Source organism: Neolewinella aurantiaca (genome assembly GCF_008014675.1).
Classification (GTDB): Bacteria; Bacteroidota; Bacteroidia; order Chitinophagales; family Saprospiraceae; genus Neolewinella; species Neolewinella aurantiaca.
The window spans coordinates 26,096-43,146 of the sequence record NZ_VOXD01000015.1 but is presented as its reverse complement, the minus strand read 5'-3'; the positions used below and the strand labels follow the sequence as shown (position 1 = coordinate 43,146).

Annotated in this window: 17 protein-coding genes and 2 pseudogenes; 10 read left to right on the top strand and 9 right to left on the bottom strand. The window is 47.0% G+C overall.

Features of this window, described 5'->3' with window-relative positions; genetic code table 11:
• Positions 1 to 137: 137 nt before the first annotated feature.
• Positions 138 to 476 carry a DUF6660 family protein gene (locus tag FUA23_RS11030; RefSeq protein ID WP_147930801.1) on the bottom strand — a complete coding sequence of 113 codons (339 nt, stop codon included), beginning with the start codon at positions 474 to 476 and terminating at the stop codon, positions 138 to 140.
• A gap of 99 nt (positions 477 to 575) precedes the next feature.
• Here FUA23_RS11030 and FUA23_RS11025 point away from each other — a divergent pair, with 99 nt between their 5' ends.
• From FUA23_RS11025 to FUA23_RS10985, 10 genes and pseudogenes are all read left to right on the top strand, one after another.
• Entirely contained in the window at positions 576 to 1,442 is an 867-nt protein-coding gene (locus FUA23_RS11025) for a cation diffusion facilitator family transporter (RefSeq protein ID WP_147930870.1), read from the top strand.
• 119 nt (positions 1,443 to 1,561) lie between these two features.
• Positions 1,562 to 2,824, top strand: a complete 1,263-nt coding sequence (locus tag FUA23_RS11020) for an AAA family ATPase (RefSeq protein WP_147930800.1) — start codon at positions 1,562 to 1,564, stop codon at positions 2,822 to 2,824.
• Positions 2,825 to 2,883: 59 nt separating this feature from the next.
• On the top strand, positions 2,884 to 3,459 hold the full coding sequence (locus tag FUA23_RS11015) for an RloB family protein (protein WP_187270978.1): 576 nt from the start codon (positions 2,884 to 2,886) through the stop codon (positions 3,457 to 3,459).
• 51 nt (positions 3,460 to 3,510) lie between these two features.
• Positions 3,511 to 5,223, top strand: coding sequence for a PKD domain-containing protein (locus tag FUA23_RS11010; protein ID WP_147930798.1), 1,713 nt, complete (start codon positions 3,511 to 3,513; stop codon positions 5,221 to 5,223).
• Positions 5,224 to 6,036: 813 nt separating this feature from the next.
• The gene (locus tag FUA23_RS11005) at positions 6,037 to 6,714 is read left to right on the top strand and encodes a hypothetical protein (RefSeq protein WP_147930797.1); all 678 of its coding nucleotides are present in this window, start codon (positions 6,037 to 6,039) and stop codon (positions 6,712 to 6,714) included.
• A 644-nt stretch (positions 6,715 to 7,358) separates the two neighbouring features.
• Positions 7,359 to 7,601 (top strand): annotated as a pseudogene (locus FUA23_RS23105) (DUF6876 family protein); the annotation flags it as partial.
• 410 nt (positions 7,602 to 8,011) lie between these two features.
• Positions 8,012 to 9,181 (top strand): transposase, encoded by a 1,170-nt coding sequence (locus FUA23_RS11000; protein ID WP_187270977.1) that lies wholly within the window; start codon positions 8,012 to 8,014, stop codon positions 9,179 to 9,181.
• A gap of 67 nt (positions 9,182 to 9,248) precedes the next feature.
• Positions 9,249 to 9,461, top strand: coding sequence for a hypothetical protein (locus FUA23_RS10995; RefSeq protein ID WP_147930795.1), 213 nt, complete (start codon positions 9,249 to 9,251; stop codon positions 9,459 to 9,461).
• A 170-nt stretch (positions 9,462 to 9,631) separates the two neighbouring features.
• Positions 9,632 to 10,450 (top strand): UPF0236 family transposase-like protein, encoded by an 819-nt coding sequence (locus tag FUA23_RS10990; protein ID WP_147930794.1) that lies wholly within the window; start codon positions 9,632 to 9,634, stop codon positions 10,448 to 10,450.
• A 31-nt stretch (positions 10,451 to 10,481) separates the two neighbouring features.
• Positions 10,482 to 11,186: pseudogene (locus FUA23_RS10985) on the top strand (IS5 family transposase); the annotation flags it as partial.
• Here the strand turns inward: FUA23_RS10985 and FUA23_RS10980 are convergent.
• From FUA23_RS10980 to FUA23_RS23095, 8 genes are all read right to left on the bottom strand, one after another.
• Positions 11,175 to 11,705, bottom strand: a complete 531-nt coding sequence (locus tag FUA23_RS10980; protein WP_147930792.1) for a 3'-5' exonuclease family protein — start codon at positions 11,703 to 11,705, stop codon at positions 11,175 to 11,177. The pseudogene FUA23_RS10985 and the gene FUA23_RS10980 overlap by 12 nt on opposite strands.
• 143 nt (positions 11,706 to 11,848) lie before the next feature.
• Complete coding sequence (locus FUA23_RS10975; RefSeq protein ID WP_187270976.1) at positions 11,849 to 12,382, bottom strand: 3'-5' exonuclease family protein; 534 nt, start codon at positions 12,380 to 12,382, stop codon at positions 11,849 to 11,851.
• Between the two features lie 618 nt (positions 12,383 to 13,000).
• Complete coding sequence (locus FUA23_RS10970; RefSeq protein ID WP_147930790.1) at positions 13,001 to 13,192, bottom strand: hypothetical protein; 192 nt, start codon at positions 13,190 to 13,192, stop codon at positions 13,001 to 13,003.
• 601 nt (positions 13,193 to 13,793) lie between these two features.
• Entirely contained in the window at positions 13,794 to 14,318 is a 525-nt protein-coding gene (locus FUA23_RS10965) for a hypothetical protein (protein ID WP_147930789.1), read from the bottom strand.
• 48 nt (positions 14,319 to 14,366) lie between these two features.
• Entirely contained in the window at positions 14,367 to 14,675 is a 309-nt protein-coding gene (locus FUA23_RS10960; protein ID WP_187270975.1) for a KilA-N domain-containing protein, read from the bottom strand.
• 183 nt (positions 14,676 to 14,858) lie between these two features.
• Entirely contained in the window at positions 14,859 to 15,101 is a 243-nt protein-coding gene (locus tag FUA23_RS23100; protein ID WP_187270986.1) for a zincin-like metallopeptidase domain-containing protein, read from the bottom strand.
• Between the two features lie 425 nt (positions 15,102 to 15,526).
• A complete protein-coding gene (locus FUA23_RS10955) occupies positions 15,527 to 16,405 on the bottom strand; it encodes a KilA-N domain-containing protein (protein WP_147930787.1) in 879 nt (292 codons plus the stop codon).
• Positions 16,406 to 16,620: 215 nt separating this feature from the next.
• A complete protein-coding gene (locus FUA23_RS23095) occupies positions 16,621 to 16,863 on the bottom strand; it encodes a zincin-like metallopeptidase domain-containing protein (RefSeq protein ID WP_187270985.1) in 243 nt (80 codons plus the stop codon).
• Positions 16,864 to 17,051 lie beyond the last annotated feature (188 nt).

Sequence of the window (17,051 nt, the reverse complement as noted above, 5' to 3'; positions counted from 1 at the left end):
GCCCTCTCCCCCGGCCCCTCTCCTCGGGAGAGGGGAGACGTGGCAGATGTCACAAAATTTGGCTGTAAAGCGAACGGATTCAGCCCATTGATTAAACCAATGGGTGGAGTAGGGACAGAGTAATCCCTTGAATTGGTTTAAGCGAATCTGGGGGGTTGCCAACTAGCCGAGGCAAAAATGCCGGGGTTCAGGTTAGGGACAGACGTTGGTTGGGTATTGCCCTTGGGAGGCAAGGGTTCCCCTTCGGCCATAGTCAGAAGCGTAGGCGGTGCATCGAGGACGGCTCCGCAGCAGGCGCAGATACAGAAGGGAGTGCAATGATCCTGGTGTTCTGAATCATCGTCGTGCTCGTGTTCGGAGTTTGCTGCGTGGACGGAGGCGGGTGCATTAGGGGCTACGATGGCGTACTCATCCTGGCAGGGCACGAGTGCCAAGGCCATTAAGTATACCGCGAAAAGGAGGATGTGGTGATGCATCTGTTTTAGATAACCGGGGAGGAGGGGAAAAGTTTGGTAAGGATTACATGGAATGCTGCCGACGGAACAATATACTAATGGGTGTACTTTTACTTAGCGATGGACAACCACCACAAAGCCATAAAAGCGACTTACTTCAGTATTGCCAGCAGCATTGCTTTAACCCTGATAAAAGGATTGGCAGGGATTTTTGGCAACTCCTATGCTTTGGTGGCGGATGCAATAGAATCCCTGAATGATGTATTCGCCTCTCTTCTGGTCTTACTGGGCTTGAAGTATGCAGCCCGACCAGCGGATGAGAACCACCCTTACGGGCACGGAAAGATCGAGCCGTTGATCACTTTTGCCGTGACGGCCATGATGGTGGCTTCCGCTACTTTGATTGCTTACGAGAGTATCAGGAATATTGGTCGGCCGCACGAGAGTCCGGCACCATGGACACTGGGAGTGTTGGTGGTCATCATTGGTTGGAAGGAATGGTCTTACCGGGTGGTGATGCGGAAGAGTAAGGAGACGGGGAGTTCCGCGCTTAAAGCGGATGCGTGGCACCACCGTAGTGACGCCATCACTTCGATAATGGCCTTCCTGGGTATATCGGTTGCTTTGGTTTTGGGGCCGGGATACGAGAAGGCGGATGACTGGGCGGCTTTGCTGGCGTCCGGCTTTATTTTGTACAACGCTTACTTGATTCTGCGACCGGCTCTGGGAGAAATAATGGATGAGCAGGTTTATGAGGAACTGATTGAGGAGATCAGACGAAAATCTCTGCTGGTTGATGGGATATTGGATACGGAGAAGTGCTTCGTCCGTAAAGCGGGTATGTTACATCACGTAGACTTACACGCTATTGTTGACGGGAGGATTTCGGTGAAAGAAGGGCATGACCTTTCCCATGCTCTTCAGGATCATTTGCGGGAGGCTATACCGGGACTCGGGAAGGTCTTGATTCATATTGAGCCTGCGTAAAGAGGATTTAGTGCTGTACAAATTTTAACTTAACATAATGTTAACTATGAGCGGCGAAAAATTTATGCTTTTTGCTTTGAAATTTCTATATTTGTATAGATGCAAGCAAATATCAATTTATGATACTCTCTTTTAGCGTTGAAAATTTCAGATCGTTGCGTGACCTCCAAGTCCTGGACCTTGAGGCTCGGCCGCTGCAAGCTGGTCATCCGGGTCTGGCCTCTAACGTGGCCAGGGTGGGGGAGCGACACGATGTATTGAAGTCGAAGGTAATTTACGGGGCAAATGCTTCGGGTAAGAGCAATCTATTGATGGCGATTTCTTTTTTCAACTTTGCGGTGACCTTGACGTGGAACCCGGAAAGCATCATATTGCCGCTTGCGGAACCTTTTGCTACTGACCCGTTGACTAGTAAAGCGCCTAGTTTTTTTGAGCTGCGGTTACTGGCAGAGAGGACGTTGTACCGTTATGGTTTCATGGTTTCCCCTGAGGGAGAGATTGTGAACGAATGGCTATTTGGAACTCCAGGGAAGAAGGAGGTTCCTTACTTCGTTCGGGATGAGGATGGGATAAGAGTGAGTGCCACGCATTTGAAGTCAGTGAGAAAGCTACTCGCAGCCTTTGACGATGAAAGTAAATTTGTTTCCGAGAAGTCCTTATTGCTTTCGGTACTAGGTCACTTTAAGAACGATGAAGTAAAGCCGGTGTACAATACGATCTCCCGGATGCGGATTATCAATGGTGCGTTAGCTACGGAGCTGGATGACGAGACAATTCGCCAGCTGCTTGATGATGAGGAAGGTCAAAAGATAAGAGATCTTTTAAGGCGGGCGGATATTGAGTTTGGTGAGTTGCGCTCCGCGAGAGGCAGGCAAGGCGCTGGCTTATCGTCAAACGACAGGGTTACGCTGATGGGAGATGTGATTAAGGATAGAAAGCTCAATCTTTTCGTGCGGCCTAAAAATCTCCCTGAGGGTAACAGCTTTGGTTTTCCGATTGAAGCACATCTGTCGAAAGGGACGATAAAGCTAATTCAGATAGCGGGGAGCATCATTAAGGCTTTGGAACGAGGAGACTGTCTGATCATTGACGAGTTTGAGGCGCGGATGCATACGAAATTGTCGCAGGCGATCATCAGGATGTTCAATAGTTTGGATAACAACCCGAACAACGCACAGCTGATTGTGGCTACGCACGATACTAACTTGCTGTCTTCTTTACTGATGCGGCGAGACCAGATCAGTTTCGTTGAAAAAGACAGGGACGGTGCCTCTTTGGTGTACTCCTTAGCTGACGTCAGAGGTGTACGTGACGGAGCAGCGTATGAAAAGGACTATTTGAGTGGTAAATATGGTGGGGTTCCTACCGTCAACGCGCTTTAGGAATGGCAGGTAGGAAGAATCGGATCAAGGTAACAGATATGCGGGGCAATAAGCCCTGGTTGAAATCCAGGCAGCGTTCGCGGGTAGCGGTGGTGGTAAGAAGTAAACGGACCTTTCTGATTTTATGTGAAGGTCAGACGGAGGCGGACTACTTTCTGGCTTTCAGCAATGAACGGATAGCGGTGACTGCTCATGATTTGGGCTGCGCCGGTAAAAGTCTTGTGGACTGTGCACTACAGTATCGGGATGACGGTAGCTTTGACGAAGTATGGTGTGTCTACGATCTTGACTATAGCCGAGGCAATGTAAAAGCACAGGCGAACAAGCAGGTGTCTCTGATTAGCTACAATATCTTTAATCTCCCCCGGCAAATCACTAAAAGTGGCCAAGTGTTCGAGGTGATCTATGATGGGGCGGGACGTAAATTAGCTCAAATCGATTTGCAGGGTAACCGTAAGGATTATCTGGCGGGCCTGGAGTTAAATAATGGTAGTTTTGAGTCTCTTTACCATCCACAGGGCCGTGCTGCGTATAGCAACGGTAGTTGGAGCTATCAATATGTTCTGCAAGATCACCTTGGCAACACCCGAGCAGTGTTTAAAAACGCTGTAGGTGGGGGAGTTATTATACAATAAATCAATTCGGGGCTAGTCTATCACTAGGCTAGCCCCACATGCAATATACAAATGATAAAGAGCTTCAGTTTTCTCCTGTTACTAACTCTTGGTACTAGCCTTTCAGCCCAGTTTTATGATAATCATTGGATGTTGGGCTATGCTGGAGGAGATCAAAGTGCAGCGAACGACTCGTTTGGGGTTTCTATTTTAAGCTTCTTTGATGCAGAATTACGAATAGTAAACAATCAGGAAATTGATCTTTTCTTTCAAGATGGAAATACGCTTTCAGACTCGGAAGGCAACTTATTGATGTATTCTAACAATCGAGAGATTAGGAATGCACAAGACCAGTTGATTGTTAATGGTCTACTTGAACAGAATGGAGACTCGGAACAAATACTCCCTCAAACCTTTGTTTATTTACCTTTTGATTCATTTGACTTGGTTCATTATGTCCAAATGACTTACACCAACGGGTTTCCACAATTAGGTCAAAACCTCTCTTCCTCCTTTATCAATACTAGGGGAACAATAGGCATTTTTGAACAAATAGAAAATATTCTTCCTGATGCTCTGTCCACAGGGGAACTCACGGCTTGTCGTCATGCCAATGGACGGGATTGGTGGGTATTAGCAACTGTTGCGAATGAGCCATTTGTTTATTCCGCTTTGTTAAATCCAGATGGAGTAACTCTAACGGATACAATGGCGGTAGCTTACGATATGCAGAGTGGATTAGGGCAAGCCAAGTTTTCTCCAGATGGAAACCACTATATCCGTTACAATAACGTTAGAATAGGAGCGGATGATTACTTAGATATTTTTGATTTTGATCGTGGTACAGGTCAACTATCGAACCATAGACATACTAATGTTGGTTCAGATGCTCGTGCGGGGGGAATAGCCGTTTCTCCCTCCTCTCAGTATCTGTATGTTTCTCATTACAACCATGTCTTTCAGTATGACCTGTGGGCTGGAAATATTTTCAATACTAAAGATACTGTAGCCATCTATGATGGATTTCAGGAATGGAACTCCTTTAGCAGTCGTTTTTATCTCGCTGAACTGGCCCCCGACGGTAAAATATATTTAAATAGTCCGACAAGTCTAACAAAGCTTCATGTTATTGAATCTCCTGATGAAAAAGGGTTGGCCTGTGATGTTCGGCAACATTCAATCCACTTGCCTAACTACAATATCTCCACCCTTGCCAACCACCCCAATTATCGCCTTGGCCCAATAGATGGAAGTCCGAGCGATACCCTCGGCATCGACAACCTTCCCATAGCCTATTACCGTATCGATAGAAGCCCCGAAGACACTTTAAGCTTTTCCTTCCAAGATTTAAGTTTTTATGAGCCAATGAATTGGTCTTGGACTTTTGGAGACGGAGGGAGTAGCAACGATAGATACCCTATTCATTCGTACATAAGTACAGGTATTTATGAAGTCTGCCTGACTGTGAGTAATGATTTGGGGAGTGATACCCATTGTCGGACCATTGAACTAGGACCGGTAGGGGTCGAAGATCAAAGCACACTGATATTTACTACTTTTCCCAACCCTGTACAGGATGTTCTAGTACTCGACTCGGGAGATTATATGCCACTCAATGGCCGCTTTAAACTTTATGACGCTGCTGGGCGGGAGGTTTTTTCTCAGCAAGTATTATACCGACAAGCAAGTTTCAACTTGAGTAATCTCTCAGCGGGAATCTATTACTACAGTTACTGGGATCAGGGTAAGAAACTTGATTCTGGAAAAGTGATACGTGAGAATTAAGGCGGCGGACATCTAATTGATAAACATGAATGTAGAGCTATTTAAGGGCAATTTTTCGCAGCCCATAATAAAGCTTATGTTAAGTTAGTTTAGTTTTTAAGCTAAGAGTCTTTGTCTAAACTAGATCAAGTACGAAATCGCGCCATATAGTTTCGCCACGGATGTAGTAACCAATGTAGACCTTTCCTGCTTTGGTGCCGTCACCTTCTTTCAAGATCGCTACCATCGAGCAGCCTTCACACACAACGTCCTGGCCATCGCCGATCTTTAGCTTTTAGGCGATGACGCGGACATCAAAATCAGCATGATTCAGTTTCATGCGCTCAGCACATAGGGAGCAGAATTCAGCTATAGATATAAGGTTTAAAAGAGTTTAGTTGCTCAAAATAAGATTTAAGATGTGAGCTTTCTCTATCGGGTCTGACCATCTGTGGCTCGCTGTTTGTTCAAACCTATAGGTTTGCAGTTCCTGCCCCACTTTCACCTATAGTAATCTTGATATTTAGCCTTTGTTTGATACGTTTAATTTAAACTGTTCGCTCAAACAATTCGTATCTTTGATACTATGAAACGGTTCCACTTTTCTAGCGATACAAGATTTACTCAAGAGGTCTTCAAGTCCGATCCACTCGAAAACCGATCAGACTTTGACATTTATCTCAAGAAGGATTGTAGCAAAGGCAATCACGCTCCTGAAGATTTTGTTAATGGGACAAACTTGTGCTACCACTGCTACTACAATGAGCTGGCAGAAATGATGGCCGATAAGCGAAAAATTCGCCCTTCCAAGCAGCTTGATTTATCCGCTACCAGATGGATTTGCGGGATGATCCTTTGACATTTTTGGCGGAGCTGGAAGAGTTGGTCATCGACAACGAAACCTACTTTGATGATTTTGATTATGGTCTTCAAAGTAAGTACCTCGCAATTATCAAAGCACTGCGAGAGCGTTTGAATACGAGCTTTAAAGGGAAGGTCGCGGCTGCTATCCGCATCTTCCAACTCAACCGAGAAGAGCCGGATAATTGCTCTTTAGGATACCTCATTCGCTTATCAGGTTACAGGCTGATCGCTGATGATGAGCAGTTGATTGCTCAAGAGCTGAAGGATAGAGGCCTTATCACTTATGAAAGTACAAAAGAGGGTGTGTTTGCCAAGCTAACAGCTAAAGGAATATCTTACGAGGAAGGCCAGACCGATAGTGAAGAGAACAAAGACCTCACCCCTGCTGAGCTTCTAAAAGCGATTACGGACTACTTAGATTTTAAATTTGCTGACACCAATGTTTTGGTCGCCCATACGGGACAGGATTTGGCTGATGTTATCGAAGAGCTTGATACTAAAGTTGGCGGGGGAGCTAAGAAGTCGATTTCTAAGCTCGTAAGGGCGAAAGTATCTGATTTGATCTTAACGGAAACGATTAAAAGAGAAGGTGTTCATCCCCTCTTGGATTGGGCAGAATCTGTTATAAGAGAGTTGCCGTCAGGTTGATCGTTAATCACTCAAGTATTTGTGCAAGCCACTCAAACGCACCTGAAGCATAGAGGAAAAAGCATATGATACCCACAAGTAGAAATAGGGTCATAAACAAAGAGAAAGATTGAGAGGTGGTCAACCGTCCTGGATTTGGATCACCACATTTAGGACAGCTTGAAGCTTTGATGCTGATAGTCGTTCCACACGTAATACATCGTGTCATTCTAGAGGCTGGCATAGTGTTTGTTTTTGTAAAACCAAGATAAGGGGCTTTCCCTAACGGGTCTGGCCATCCGTGGCTCGTTACTCACTCGAACCTAGTGGTTTGCTATCGCCCCACTCCTACCCATAAGCCAAGAGCAGCTGCCGTTACGGGAATCCCCGTAACGGCAAAACTATGAGATATTTAGAAACTAAGGGCTTTGCCCTCACTGAGATCAACCGCTTCCCCACCCTTCCTACGCTTTGCTTCGTGCAGGGCGGGTGATCCCCCTTCGGTTGACACAGAACACCCATGTTCGCCACAGGGCAAGGGTTCACGCGCGACAGGCGTTGCGTGGAACCCACTTACTAAGGAGAGAAAAATGGAAGATAAAAAGTTAGACCTTAAGCAGTTTATGGGGGGAACATCGACGTGGTAGAAGAACCCACTATTCCCCGATTACACTTATACGGACGGTGTAAAGTATGTAGCCGAAGAGTGCGGAGCTTATTGGTTAATTGATAAGATTTTTGCGACACAGCGCGAGCCTGAAATGAAAGGCCAAATCTTTCAGGTTTGGACGCTGAAAGTCACCGAAGGCAATTATGTTCCTCCATCCATCTACAAAAAGATTTCTTTCACCATCGTAGGCTTTGTCAATTTGGAGAGGCACAGGAGAAACACCATCTTCCCCCGCTAGTATATCCTCTCTTCTCATCTTTCCCGCATAAACTAATTCGTATTCTTTCTGCGCGGTGGGAAACAATTTGTACTTGAAGTCTAAGGGAATATCTTCATCCCTATTAAGACGATCAATTAGAGCGTGTCTAAAATTATAAAAATTTCGATATAAAGGCTGCCAGTCGTATTTTGTAAGTCGCTAAACACAACAAAATATGACCAAGCAGTGGACTCGGTTGACTGACAGCCAGTGGAACGAAGTTAAAGATTATCTACCAATCAACCGCAAGACAAAACATCAAGTGTGTATATCAATGGTCCGCTACGATTTTGTCGCACCAAATAAAAAGAGCAAGCCCTACCTTGTAGATTCTCACACCTTCAAGAATGACTTGCTCTACGAAAATCGAAATTCTCGCGTCTCAAATATTGCAAAAGCTATCCATAACTGGTGCATGGCGGACCCGTTTTCTGCTACATTTATTTGGTCTGTGGCCTGCTTTACTAGGTCGCCACAATTTTGTGAACCTTGGCCGACAAGGTGATTTCATTGAATATACTTATCGAAAGCACTTTGATAAACCTTTTGATTGGTTGGCCTTCAACCTCATACTTGTAAAAGAACAGGCAAGCGACGAACTCATCATCGGCGTCGACCCTTCCTACATCCCCAAGGCTGGCAAGCATACTGCTGGTGTTGGTCGCTTTCACTCTGGCAAAGCAGGAAGGCGTAAGCCCGGTATTGAAATTACAGGCTTGGCCGCCATTGATATGACTGATAAAACGGCTTATCATCTTGAAGCAGTACAAACGATAGATAGGGAAGAAGGTGAAAGTGAGTTAGCTTACTATGCACGCATCATTGAAGAACGAGCCGAAGAGTTACTTAAAGTCAGTAAATACATCGTGGCCGATGCTTTCTTTAGCCGTAATCCTTTTATGGGCCGTGTCGTGGCAGCTGGCTTCCACGTAATCACTCGGGCCCGTAAAGACATCAGTTTACGCTATTATCATCAACCAAAACCAGGTGTGAGAAAACGCAAATGGGACGGAAAAGTGGATTTAGCTCAGCTTGATACGGCCGTGTTTTCTAGGGTAGATGACTTGGAAACGCCAGAGCGATGCGTTTGGCAAGGAGTAGTCAACCAAAAGTCGGTTAAGCTAGAGGTCAAGGCCGTTATAATTCAAGAATTAGATAACGAAGGACAAATAAAAGAAATCCGCACTTATCTATCGACGGATACTTCATTGACCGCCGCTGAAATTATGCGTAAGTACGCATACCGTTTTCAACAAGAGTTTCTTTTTCGTGACGGCAAGCAGTTTGTTGGCCTGGAACAAGGACAAGGGCGAAGCAAAGAGAAGATCCATTTCCACACCAATATGGCATTGACGACGGTAAATCTGGCCAAAATTGCCCACTATCTGGACCAGCCAGCAAGTCATCGAGTGGCTTTTTCAATGTCTGACATTACAACGGCTTACCGTAACGAAAGACTAGCTCTACACATTTTTCGCAAGTGTGGGATAGACCCACACACGCCCAAAATGCAAGCAGTGATCAAGGAGCTTAAGGTGTTTGGAGCCAGGACAGCCTGAAATCGTAGCGGACCATTGTATATCAAATTGCAGGTTTAGTAACTTGGGCTGAAATTCCAACCTGCTGATGCCCGTAGACAACTCACACCCTCTGACCGATGAACTATTAGAATCGATGCGAGAGGAAGTAAATCAATTCTTCGCCACTCATGAAAAGATTCCCACCTCGATTGAGTACGAAGAAAAGGTCTTGGAAATTGCTCGAAAGTTTGCTGCAGGGTTAATTTCAGGAGGACTGGGTAAACTCCCCAAAGACCGTAACGCTAAAAAAAAGTCCTGACCAGCCTTGGGAAATTCGATCTACCCAAGTCTCACGTTCTATGCCGTGGAACGGCCTCGTTTGCAATCAGCGAACGTTTACGTCGGCTGTGTTGTCTAGTGGGACAAGCCGAGGTGTATGATCAAGCGAGTGAACTACTCCAAGAAATTGGAGGTATTACGATTGGGGGTATGCAGATTAAGCGACTTTGCACACACTACGGAAGCTTACTCGACCCGCTCATCAAAGCGGATTGCGAAGCGATCATTCCCCGCTTATCGCCGGAGTCATCAAAAGATAAGGTCTATGTTATGGTAGACGGAGCGATGCTTTTCACGCGTCCTAACCAGTGGCGAGAGCTTAAGTTAGCTCGCATTTTTACGGACGAAAACGTTGTCCAGCTTAGTGAAAGCAGGCGTCATGCCCGTAGCTCAATCTATGTCAACCATCTTGGTAGTGTAAATGAGTTTTTCCCGAAACTGGAACGACACTTAGTTCATTACCCACATAAAGTGATTGTTGGTGACGGAGCGAAATGGATATGGAATTGGGCAGAAGACAATTATCCAGGAGCGGTACAGATCCTCGATTTTTTTCACGCTAAAGAAAAGCTTGTTGAGTTTGCTCGTAGCCAATGGCGAGAGGAAAAAATAAGGCTGGAGTGGATCGAAAAACAACTACAACGTTTACGTAACAATGAGGTAGAAGGCGTCCTGCAAACCATTCAGTCCTGTCGTGCGCGTAGCCCGGAAGCCAAGGAAGCCAAAGCCGATCTCATTCGATATTATCTTGAACACGAAGATCGTATGCAGTATAAAACGTACCGCGATAAGGGGTTGTTAATTGGGTCGGGGCCCATTGAGGCGGCTCACCGCAGCGTCATCCAACAACGGATGAAGCTGTCGGGGCAAAAATGGTCCGAAGAAGGGGCTAGAGCTATGGCTAATCTGCGCTGCTACCGATGTAGCGGAGCATGGGAGATGGTAGAAAAAATTATCCAAGTGGCGTAAACCTGCAATTTGATATACACACAAACATCAACTCCGAGATGTACTTAACGCCATTCTGTGGCTGGTGCGTACCGGTACTCAATGGCGTAACCTGCCGGATCAATTTCCTCCCTACCGAAGCGTATTCTACCACTTTAACAAGTGGTCTAAAAACGGGACTATTGAGACACTCAATGATGGACTCAATCGGCTAGAACGTAAGGTTGTCCATGATAGAGAGGATTCTCCTAGTCTACTTTTGGTTGATGCTCAAAGTGTTAGGCTAACTCCCATGATCGGAACACATCGCGGCATTGATGGTGGGAAATGGGTGAACGGTCGCAAACGAAGTATCTTAACCGACACACTAGGACGGACATGGAGAGTAAATGTTCATGCTGCCAATATCCATGATGGCATAGCAGGTCGTGACCTTGTTTATCCTGACTTTAGGACTCAGATGCCAAGAGCGGCAAAGGTTCTTGGGGATAATGCTTATCGTGGTCAGTTTGCCGACCTGATGAATCAACTTGACACGGTTGTTTTTGAGTGTCCATCAAGACCGGAAGGTTCGAAGGGGTTTGTAGTGGAAGCCAAACGGTGGGTAGTCGAAAGAAGCTTCGCCTGGATGAATTTCTACCGCAGAATCACCAAAGATTTGGAACAGACAATAGAAAATTCGGCTTCGTTCATTTTGATGGCTAACATTCAGATGGTTCTATCGTCAATTCAGAAAAAGCTTGACTCAAATTTTTAGACACGCTCTAATCTGGACGAGATCTCTACCCAAACGCGTAAAATTGGGGGATTCCTGGAGGCGGTGAAAAATTAGCTGATGGACGATTTCGGTGGCAACTACCTGTGATTGAGCGTCAGGATCAACAGATAATGGGATGCTGGCGAGTTCATCAAGAAGAGCGTGCAAGGTAGTGCTGGCTTTCTTACCCTCAGATTCATGATAATGGGAGGCCAAGGTTTTGGTGCAAAGGATCTTGCAGCGCCGCAGTTGAATGAAGCGGGCGGTGTTGCCGGAGCGAACGCAGGCGGCGATGAGGAAGTCGAGCTGATGGTGGAGGTTGTGGCCGATGAGTACTTCGCACTCTTTCAGGAGGTGGTTGAATTGGGATAAGATGCCGTTGAAATTGTCCTCCCCTACCCGCTGGTTTAGGTCGACGAAGGTGAAATTGTCGCGGCGGAGACGGGCGGCGATCTGGGTGATCCGGTCGTGGATGGGATCGGGGCCGGAGGTTACGAGGGCTAGGTATAGAGCGTCCATGGGGAGAGGTGAGCGTAAGATTGTCGTTGGGTATCGATTACCGCCGTGAGACCTGGTCCGGACTCCGTGTTAGGGGCTTTGGACCCCGTTGGGGTAAGGAGCTACGATCTGGTTTAAGTCGCAGGGCCTTATCCCGTCTAGATTTAGAAGAAGACGATATCCGCCAGGAACTCGTTTTCGTGCTTCTGCTTGAAGGTGCTCAAGAAGTCGTAAACACGCTGAGAGGCGAGGGCTCTGGCAGGGATATCATGATTGTGGGGGATGTCTTCACCAAAGATTCTGTGGTAGATGACAGCCAACTCGGTATCGGAACTGGAAGGAGATTGGCCGAGGAAACGGAGGTAGTCGCCGGCGAGTTGCTGAGTGCAGATGGCGGCGCGGTTTCCCAGGTCGAAGCCGAAATGCGGATGGGTGAGCATCTTGATGATGGCCTGATGATTATTGCGCCGGGCTGCGGCGAGAAGGATAGCGATAGTCTGAGCAATGTTATGACCGACGATGATATCGGCTTGCCGGATATATGGGGTCAATTCAATGATGGCCTGAGCGATTGCTATTTCTTTTGTTACGGCAGCTTGATTGATGACTCCATAGATGCTTGCATTTACGGCAGGAACGACCAGCTTACGGGAGCGGATAAGCTGGTTATAGTCTTGAGGCTCTGTTAAAGATACCAAGCGTGTACTTAGCTGTACGATTCGGTCTTTTCCAGTGTTAAGACCGGAGGTCTCAATGTCTAGAAATAAAAGATTACGCATATGAGTGTAGGTCGAGTGGTGTAGAAAATCGGTCGTTGGAGTAAAACTTCTTAATCGGCAGCAAGTGGTAAGGAATCAACCGGACGGTAATAGCGGATGACTTTGTCATGGAAGCCGATGATGATAAGGGTAGGAATTGGTTCTTTGGCCATGAGGGCGTCTTGCACCACAGAGCGAAACAATTTGGGAGGAAGTTGAATTAGCTGGATTAGCTGTTCATTTTTCACGTGGACAATATAAGCACAAAATACATTAAAAGTATATACAAAGTATGCAAATGGATCTATCTCACTTCACATTGTTGATATTCCTCCCACGATTTATGTCTGAATAGACGATACCAAGCTTTGTTTCTCCTGGATTGCGTGGTTTTCGACTTTGTCAGGAACACTGCGCTGGCTGGTGTTAATCATTGTAAACTGCTCGGGCTTAGGTAGAACGTAGAGCCCAGCAAAGGTATTCGTTGATAGAAATGCTAGTTGAGTCACTAAAAAGGGAGCGACTGAGTTCAGTCGCTCCCTTTTTTAGGATCTCATTTTATAAGTCATCCTCGTATCGTTTTCGTAGCAGTTCGACAACAATACTAGTGGCGCTGCGATCGGATTCGATGGCTTCGTAGCGAAGTAGTTCCAAGATTTTACTGGGCAACCGCATATTGACAGCTATCCGTGGGTCTTTGATGGGCTTGGAGAGCTTCTTTCTTGGGGTTCCGTTTTTTTCTTTAGACATGTGGGTGTTAAAATTGGCGGAGCGAATGCAGTGCACTTACAGTTGCTCCTTATTTTTTAGAGAAGATAAACCTACTTATTGTGAGGGTAACGTGCTAAAAAAGTTAGATAACACTGATGTTCTTCGATCATCAAAAGTACGGAATTTCCAAGTAAGAAAGATAGCACAAGTGTTAATTATTTATACACTTTGTGTAGACAAAATGTTTGCCTGCTGCGCTTAGCTGATGAGCATTTTTTGAGGTTTGACCAGCTTAGAAGCCTTCAGGTCCTACTGGCTGCTTTGCCACACTCCCAGCGCACTTGCTTTACCGAGTCAGTGTGCGGCTGGGTTTGTTCACGGTGTGAATGAGGCACCCGACTTCTTTGGTGGGCTACCCCGGTAGCCAGCCAAAGAAGTGGAGGTAAGCGTTGAAAGGGAGTGTTATAAACGGCGCCTTCGGTTTTTGCCGCAAATAGTTTGAAATTTACTATCTTGTGTGCTTATCTATTAAGTTTTCGCGCGGCTTGCCTTTTGGGGTGGGCCGCGCTTTTAGTTAGTTTCCTTCAGCAGTTTAAAGCTGTCAGATGTGACCGCTTTAAACTGCTGAAATTGCAATTGATTACCAGCCACGTGTTTTCCGTGCCCTCTTCAACCGCTCCAGCTTTTCCGGCGTGTCGCAGTAAAATTTGACGAACTCTCTGGCTTTGACGGTTAGCCGGTCGAGCATCTCTTCGCGGGTGTACTGGTCTTCCTGAAGGTGGCGGAGGATGACCTGGAGAGAGGCCATGGTGTTGAGTTCTTCGGCGGTAGCGAAGTCGCGCATATTGGCTCGCTTATCGTCGGGCTGAAATTTTGCGCGCCATTGTTTGGCGGTCATTTGCCAGATGGCCAGGTTGAGGATGTCAGCGTCTACTTGTTTGAGGTGACGGCGGACGGGGCCTCTGGAGTCGCCGTAAATTATGTCGCGGGTACCCGGGTCAGGAAGTTTTGGGATGTGCCGTTCGCTGTTAGCCTGGGTTATCATCTTGTAGTTCTTGGCGGCGAGCTCGCGGGAGAAGCGGAGGCGGGTGGCGTCTTCTCCGTAAACTTCTCTTTGCAGGTTGATGTAAGAATCAAGGGTCGCCAGATAAAAGGCGGGGTCCATCCAGTTGGCGAAGTGGATCGCCCATTGAATAGCGGCATAGGTTCCACCCTAGCGACCAGCTTTAGCGTATATCCCTATACAGCCAACGTCAGTAAGGTTCTTAGTAGACAGTCGGAAGGCATTTCGCCCGGCTTGATTTCTAATCATGTCGAATTCGACATGATTAAAATTAGGATTGTAGATCGATTCCCACTCGTAGATGAAGTCTACAGTATCAGCTGAGCGAAGCCAATTGGCTACTAAGCCTGCGGGTTCCTCATCTTTTAAGCGTGCCAAATCGGTGATACAGATGTAATCTGTTTTGGTATCGTGTCGGACGTTGTTGCCCTTGACGATTAAAGATGATGATTTAGCCATGGATACGAAAGTTTGAAGCCCCATTCTAAACCTGTCGAATTCGACAGGTTTAGAATGGGTAAGTTCTGATTGTATCAGTTCTGATTCAATAAAACTTAAAACGAAGATACAAAGTACAGAAGATCAGATTAGAGAGTTGATGTTCTAAATGGGGTCGTACAACCCCATTTAGAACCAAGTCAACTACGTCGGAGCCTCCAACAAAAAGTTAACCGCCTTCTGTGCTTGGCTGGAAGCCTGGAAGAGGAAGCGCTTGTCGTTTTTGAGGCAGCCCAAATAGGAGTCGATGTAAGCTGCGGCGTTCTCTAGCCCCCCAACCCCCAAAGGGGGAGCATTCAGGATGCCGGCGTGCTGGCAAAGGTAGACGGCGCCGAGCTCGGCGATGAGTTCTTCGTGGGCGTGGGGCTCGGAGCCGGGGTGTGTAATCTGAAGCCAATTCTTTCCGTGGTAACCTCACCCCAACCCCTCTCCGACACGCTTCGCCTTAGGCTCAGCGGAGAGGGGCTATCCAAAAGAAAACGCTCTGCGTTTTAATGGTGAAAATCGCCGAAGCGCTAATAGGAAGTATACACATTTTGCCTTGAGAACGCCCTACCCTCTCTAGCAACTACGTCGGCGCCTCCAACAAAAAGTTAACCGCCTTCTGCGCCTGGCTGGAAGCCTGGAAGAGGAAGCGCTTGTCGTTTTTGAGGCAGCCCAAATAGGAGTCGATGTAAGCTGCGGCGTTCTCTAGCCCCGTCCAGTCTTCGGGAGAGAGAACTTTACGGCCACTACGCAGTTTGAAGGCTTCCTGGCCACACCTGCACAGTAGCTGAGGATAGGGTGTCTATGAGCATTGAGGGAGCGGGCACTTACCAGCCACGTTTTTGGCGGGCGAGTTCAAGGGTATCTTCCTTCTGAGGAGTATCACAGTAAAATTTCAGGAGATCTACCGCTCGATCGCGGAGGTGTTGAAGTTTTTCGGTAGCACTATATTGGTGGTCCTGGAGTTCGCGCATGACGATCTGGAGGGCGGACATAGTTTCGAGTTCCTCGGTAGTTGCATAATCGCGCATATTTTTATTCCCTTTAGCTAGTTCAGAAAAGCGGGTTCGCCAGTCGAGGGCAGTCATTTCCCAGAGAGCGAGATTTAGGATGTCAGCGTCTACTTGTTGCTGAAGGCGGAGGAGGAGGATCTCGTCACCCTGTCCTGGGACGTGATTTTTGGTGTGAGGAAGCGGAAGTTGTGGATAGCGTCTTTTTTGGTTTGCTTCATTGACTAATCCGTAGTTTTTAGCAGCTAGTTGTCGGGAGAAACGAAGGTAGTTCTGATCCATACCGTAAAGAAGATTATACATCTCTCGGCCGGCACGTATAGTGTAGACGTAGTACTCAGGATCAAACCAGTTAGCGAAATGGGTTGCCCAATCGATATGACAGAAGGTTCCACCGTGGCGGCCACGGCGGACGAAGATTCCCTGGCAGCCGAAGTCTACGAGTTGGGTTGCGCTAAGCCTATAGGCTTGGTCCCGGTTTTTATCGTAAATGGATTGAAAGTCGATAGTTTCCGGTTCGGTGGAATTATCTCTTTCCCAAGCTTCAAAGAATTGGATGGTCTGCGTGTTTTTCATCCAGTTTTTGATGTTGTCTGTAGAGTCTCCACGAATGCCCGCTAAATCGGTAACGCAGAGAAATCCCGATTCGTGATCGATACGGACTTTGATATCGCCGATCATGACGTGTTTGAGCATAAGTTGAGTAGAAGTCGGTTTTTAAAGGGAATGAGATTCTAAACAGGTGCGTACACACCTGTTTAGAATTAGAGACATTGGGCCTACTGACAAGATACAAAATGTTTGGACCTCAAAAGTAGTTGACTAGTAATGATAAATTAGAGTAATTGAGGACATCTGACCGGGGAATTCCCTTAGCCAAAAGAAAGGGTTAGGTCCCGCTTGCCTCCAAACTACGAAGGCGCCTCCAACAAAAAGTTAACTGCCTTCTGCGCCTGGCTGGAAGCCTGGAAGAGGAACCGCTTGTCGTTTTTGAGGCAGCCCAAATAGGAGTCGATGTAAGCTGCGGCGTTCTCTAGCCCCCCAACCCCCAAAGGGGGAGCATTCAGGATGCCGGCGTGCTGGCAAAGGTAGACGGCGCCGAGCTCGGCGATGAGTTCTTCGTGGGCGTGGGGCTCGGAGCCGGGGTGTGTAATCTGAAGCCAATTCTTTCCGTGGTAACCTCACCCCAACCCCTCTCCGACACGCTTCGCCTTAGGCTCAGCGGAGAGGGGCTATCCAAAAGAAAACGCTCTGCGTTTTAATGGTGAAAATCGCCGAAGCGCTAATAGGAAGTATACACATTTTGCCTTGAGAACGCCCTACCCTCTCTAGCAACTACGTA

Excerpts from the sequence above, each read along its gene's own strand:
- FUA23_RS11030 (WP_147930801.1), bottom strand. The coding sequence starts at position 476 with ATGCATCACCACATCCTCCTTTTCGCGGTATACTTAATGGCCTTGGCA.
- FUA23_RS11025 (WP_147930870.1), top strand. The coding sequence starts at position 576 with ATGGACAACCACCACAAAGCCATAAAAGCGACTTACTTCAGTATTGCC.
- FUA23_RS11020 (WP_147930800.1), top strand. The coding sequence starts at position 1,562 with ATGATACTCTCTTTTAGCGTTGAAAATTTCAGATCGTTGCGTGACCTC.
- FUA23_RS11010 (WP_147930798.1), top strand. The coding sequence starts at position 3,511 with ATGATAAAGAGCTTCAGTTTTCTCCTGTTACTAACTCTTGGTACTAGC.
- FUA23_RS11005 (WP_147930797.1), top strand. The coding sequence starts at position 6,037 with ATGGATTTGCGGGATGATCCTTTGACATTTTTGGCGGAGCTGGAAGAG.
- FUA23_RS10995 (WP_147930795.1), top strand. The coding sequence starts at position 9,249 with ATGCCCGTAGACAACTCACACCCTCTGACCGATGAACTATTAGAATCG.
- FUA23_RS10990 (WP_147930794.1), top strand. The coding sequence starts at position 9,632 with ATGCAGATTAAGCGACTTTGCACACACTACGGAAGCTTACTCGACCCG.
- FUA23_RS10980 (WP_147930792.1), bottom strand. The coding sequence starts at position 11,705 with ATGGACGCTCTATACCTAGCCCTCGTAACCTCCGGCCCCGATCCCATC.
- FUA23_RS10970 (WP_147930790.1), bottom strand. The coding sequence starts at position 13,192 with ATGTCTAAAGAAAAAAACGGAACCCCAAGAAAGAAGCTCTCCAAGCCC.
- FUA23_RS10965 (WP_147930789.1), bottom strand. The coding sequence starts at position 14,318 with ATGGACCCCGCCTTTTATCTGGCGACCCTTGATTCTTACATCAACCTG.
- FUA23_RS10960 (WP_187270975.1), bottom strand. The coding sequence starts at position 14,675 with ATGGCTAAATCATCATCTTTAATCGTCAAGGGCAACAACGTCCGACAC.
- FUA23_RS10955 (WP_147930787.1), bottom strand. The coding sequence starts at position 16,405 with ATGCTCAAACACGTCATGATCGGCGATATCAAAGTCCGTATCGATCAC.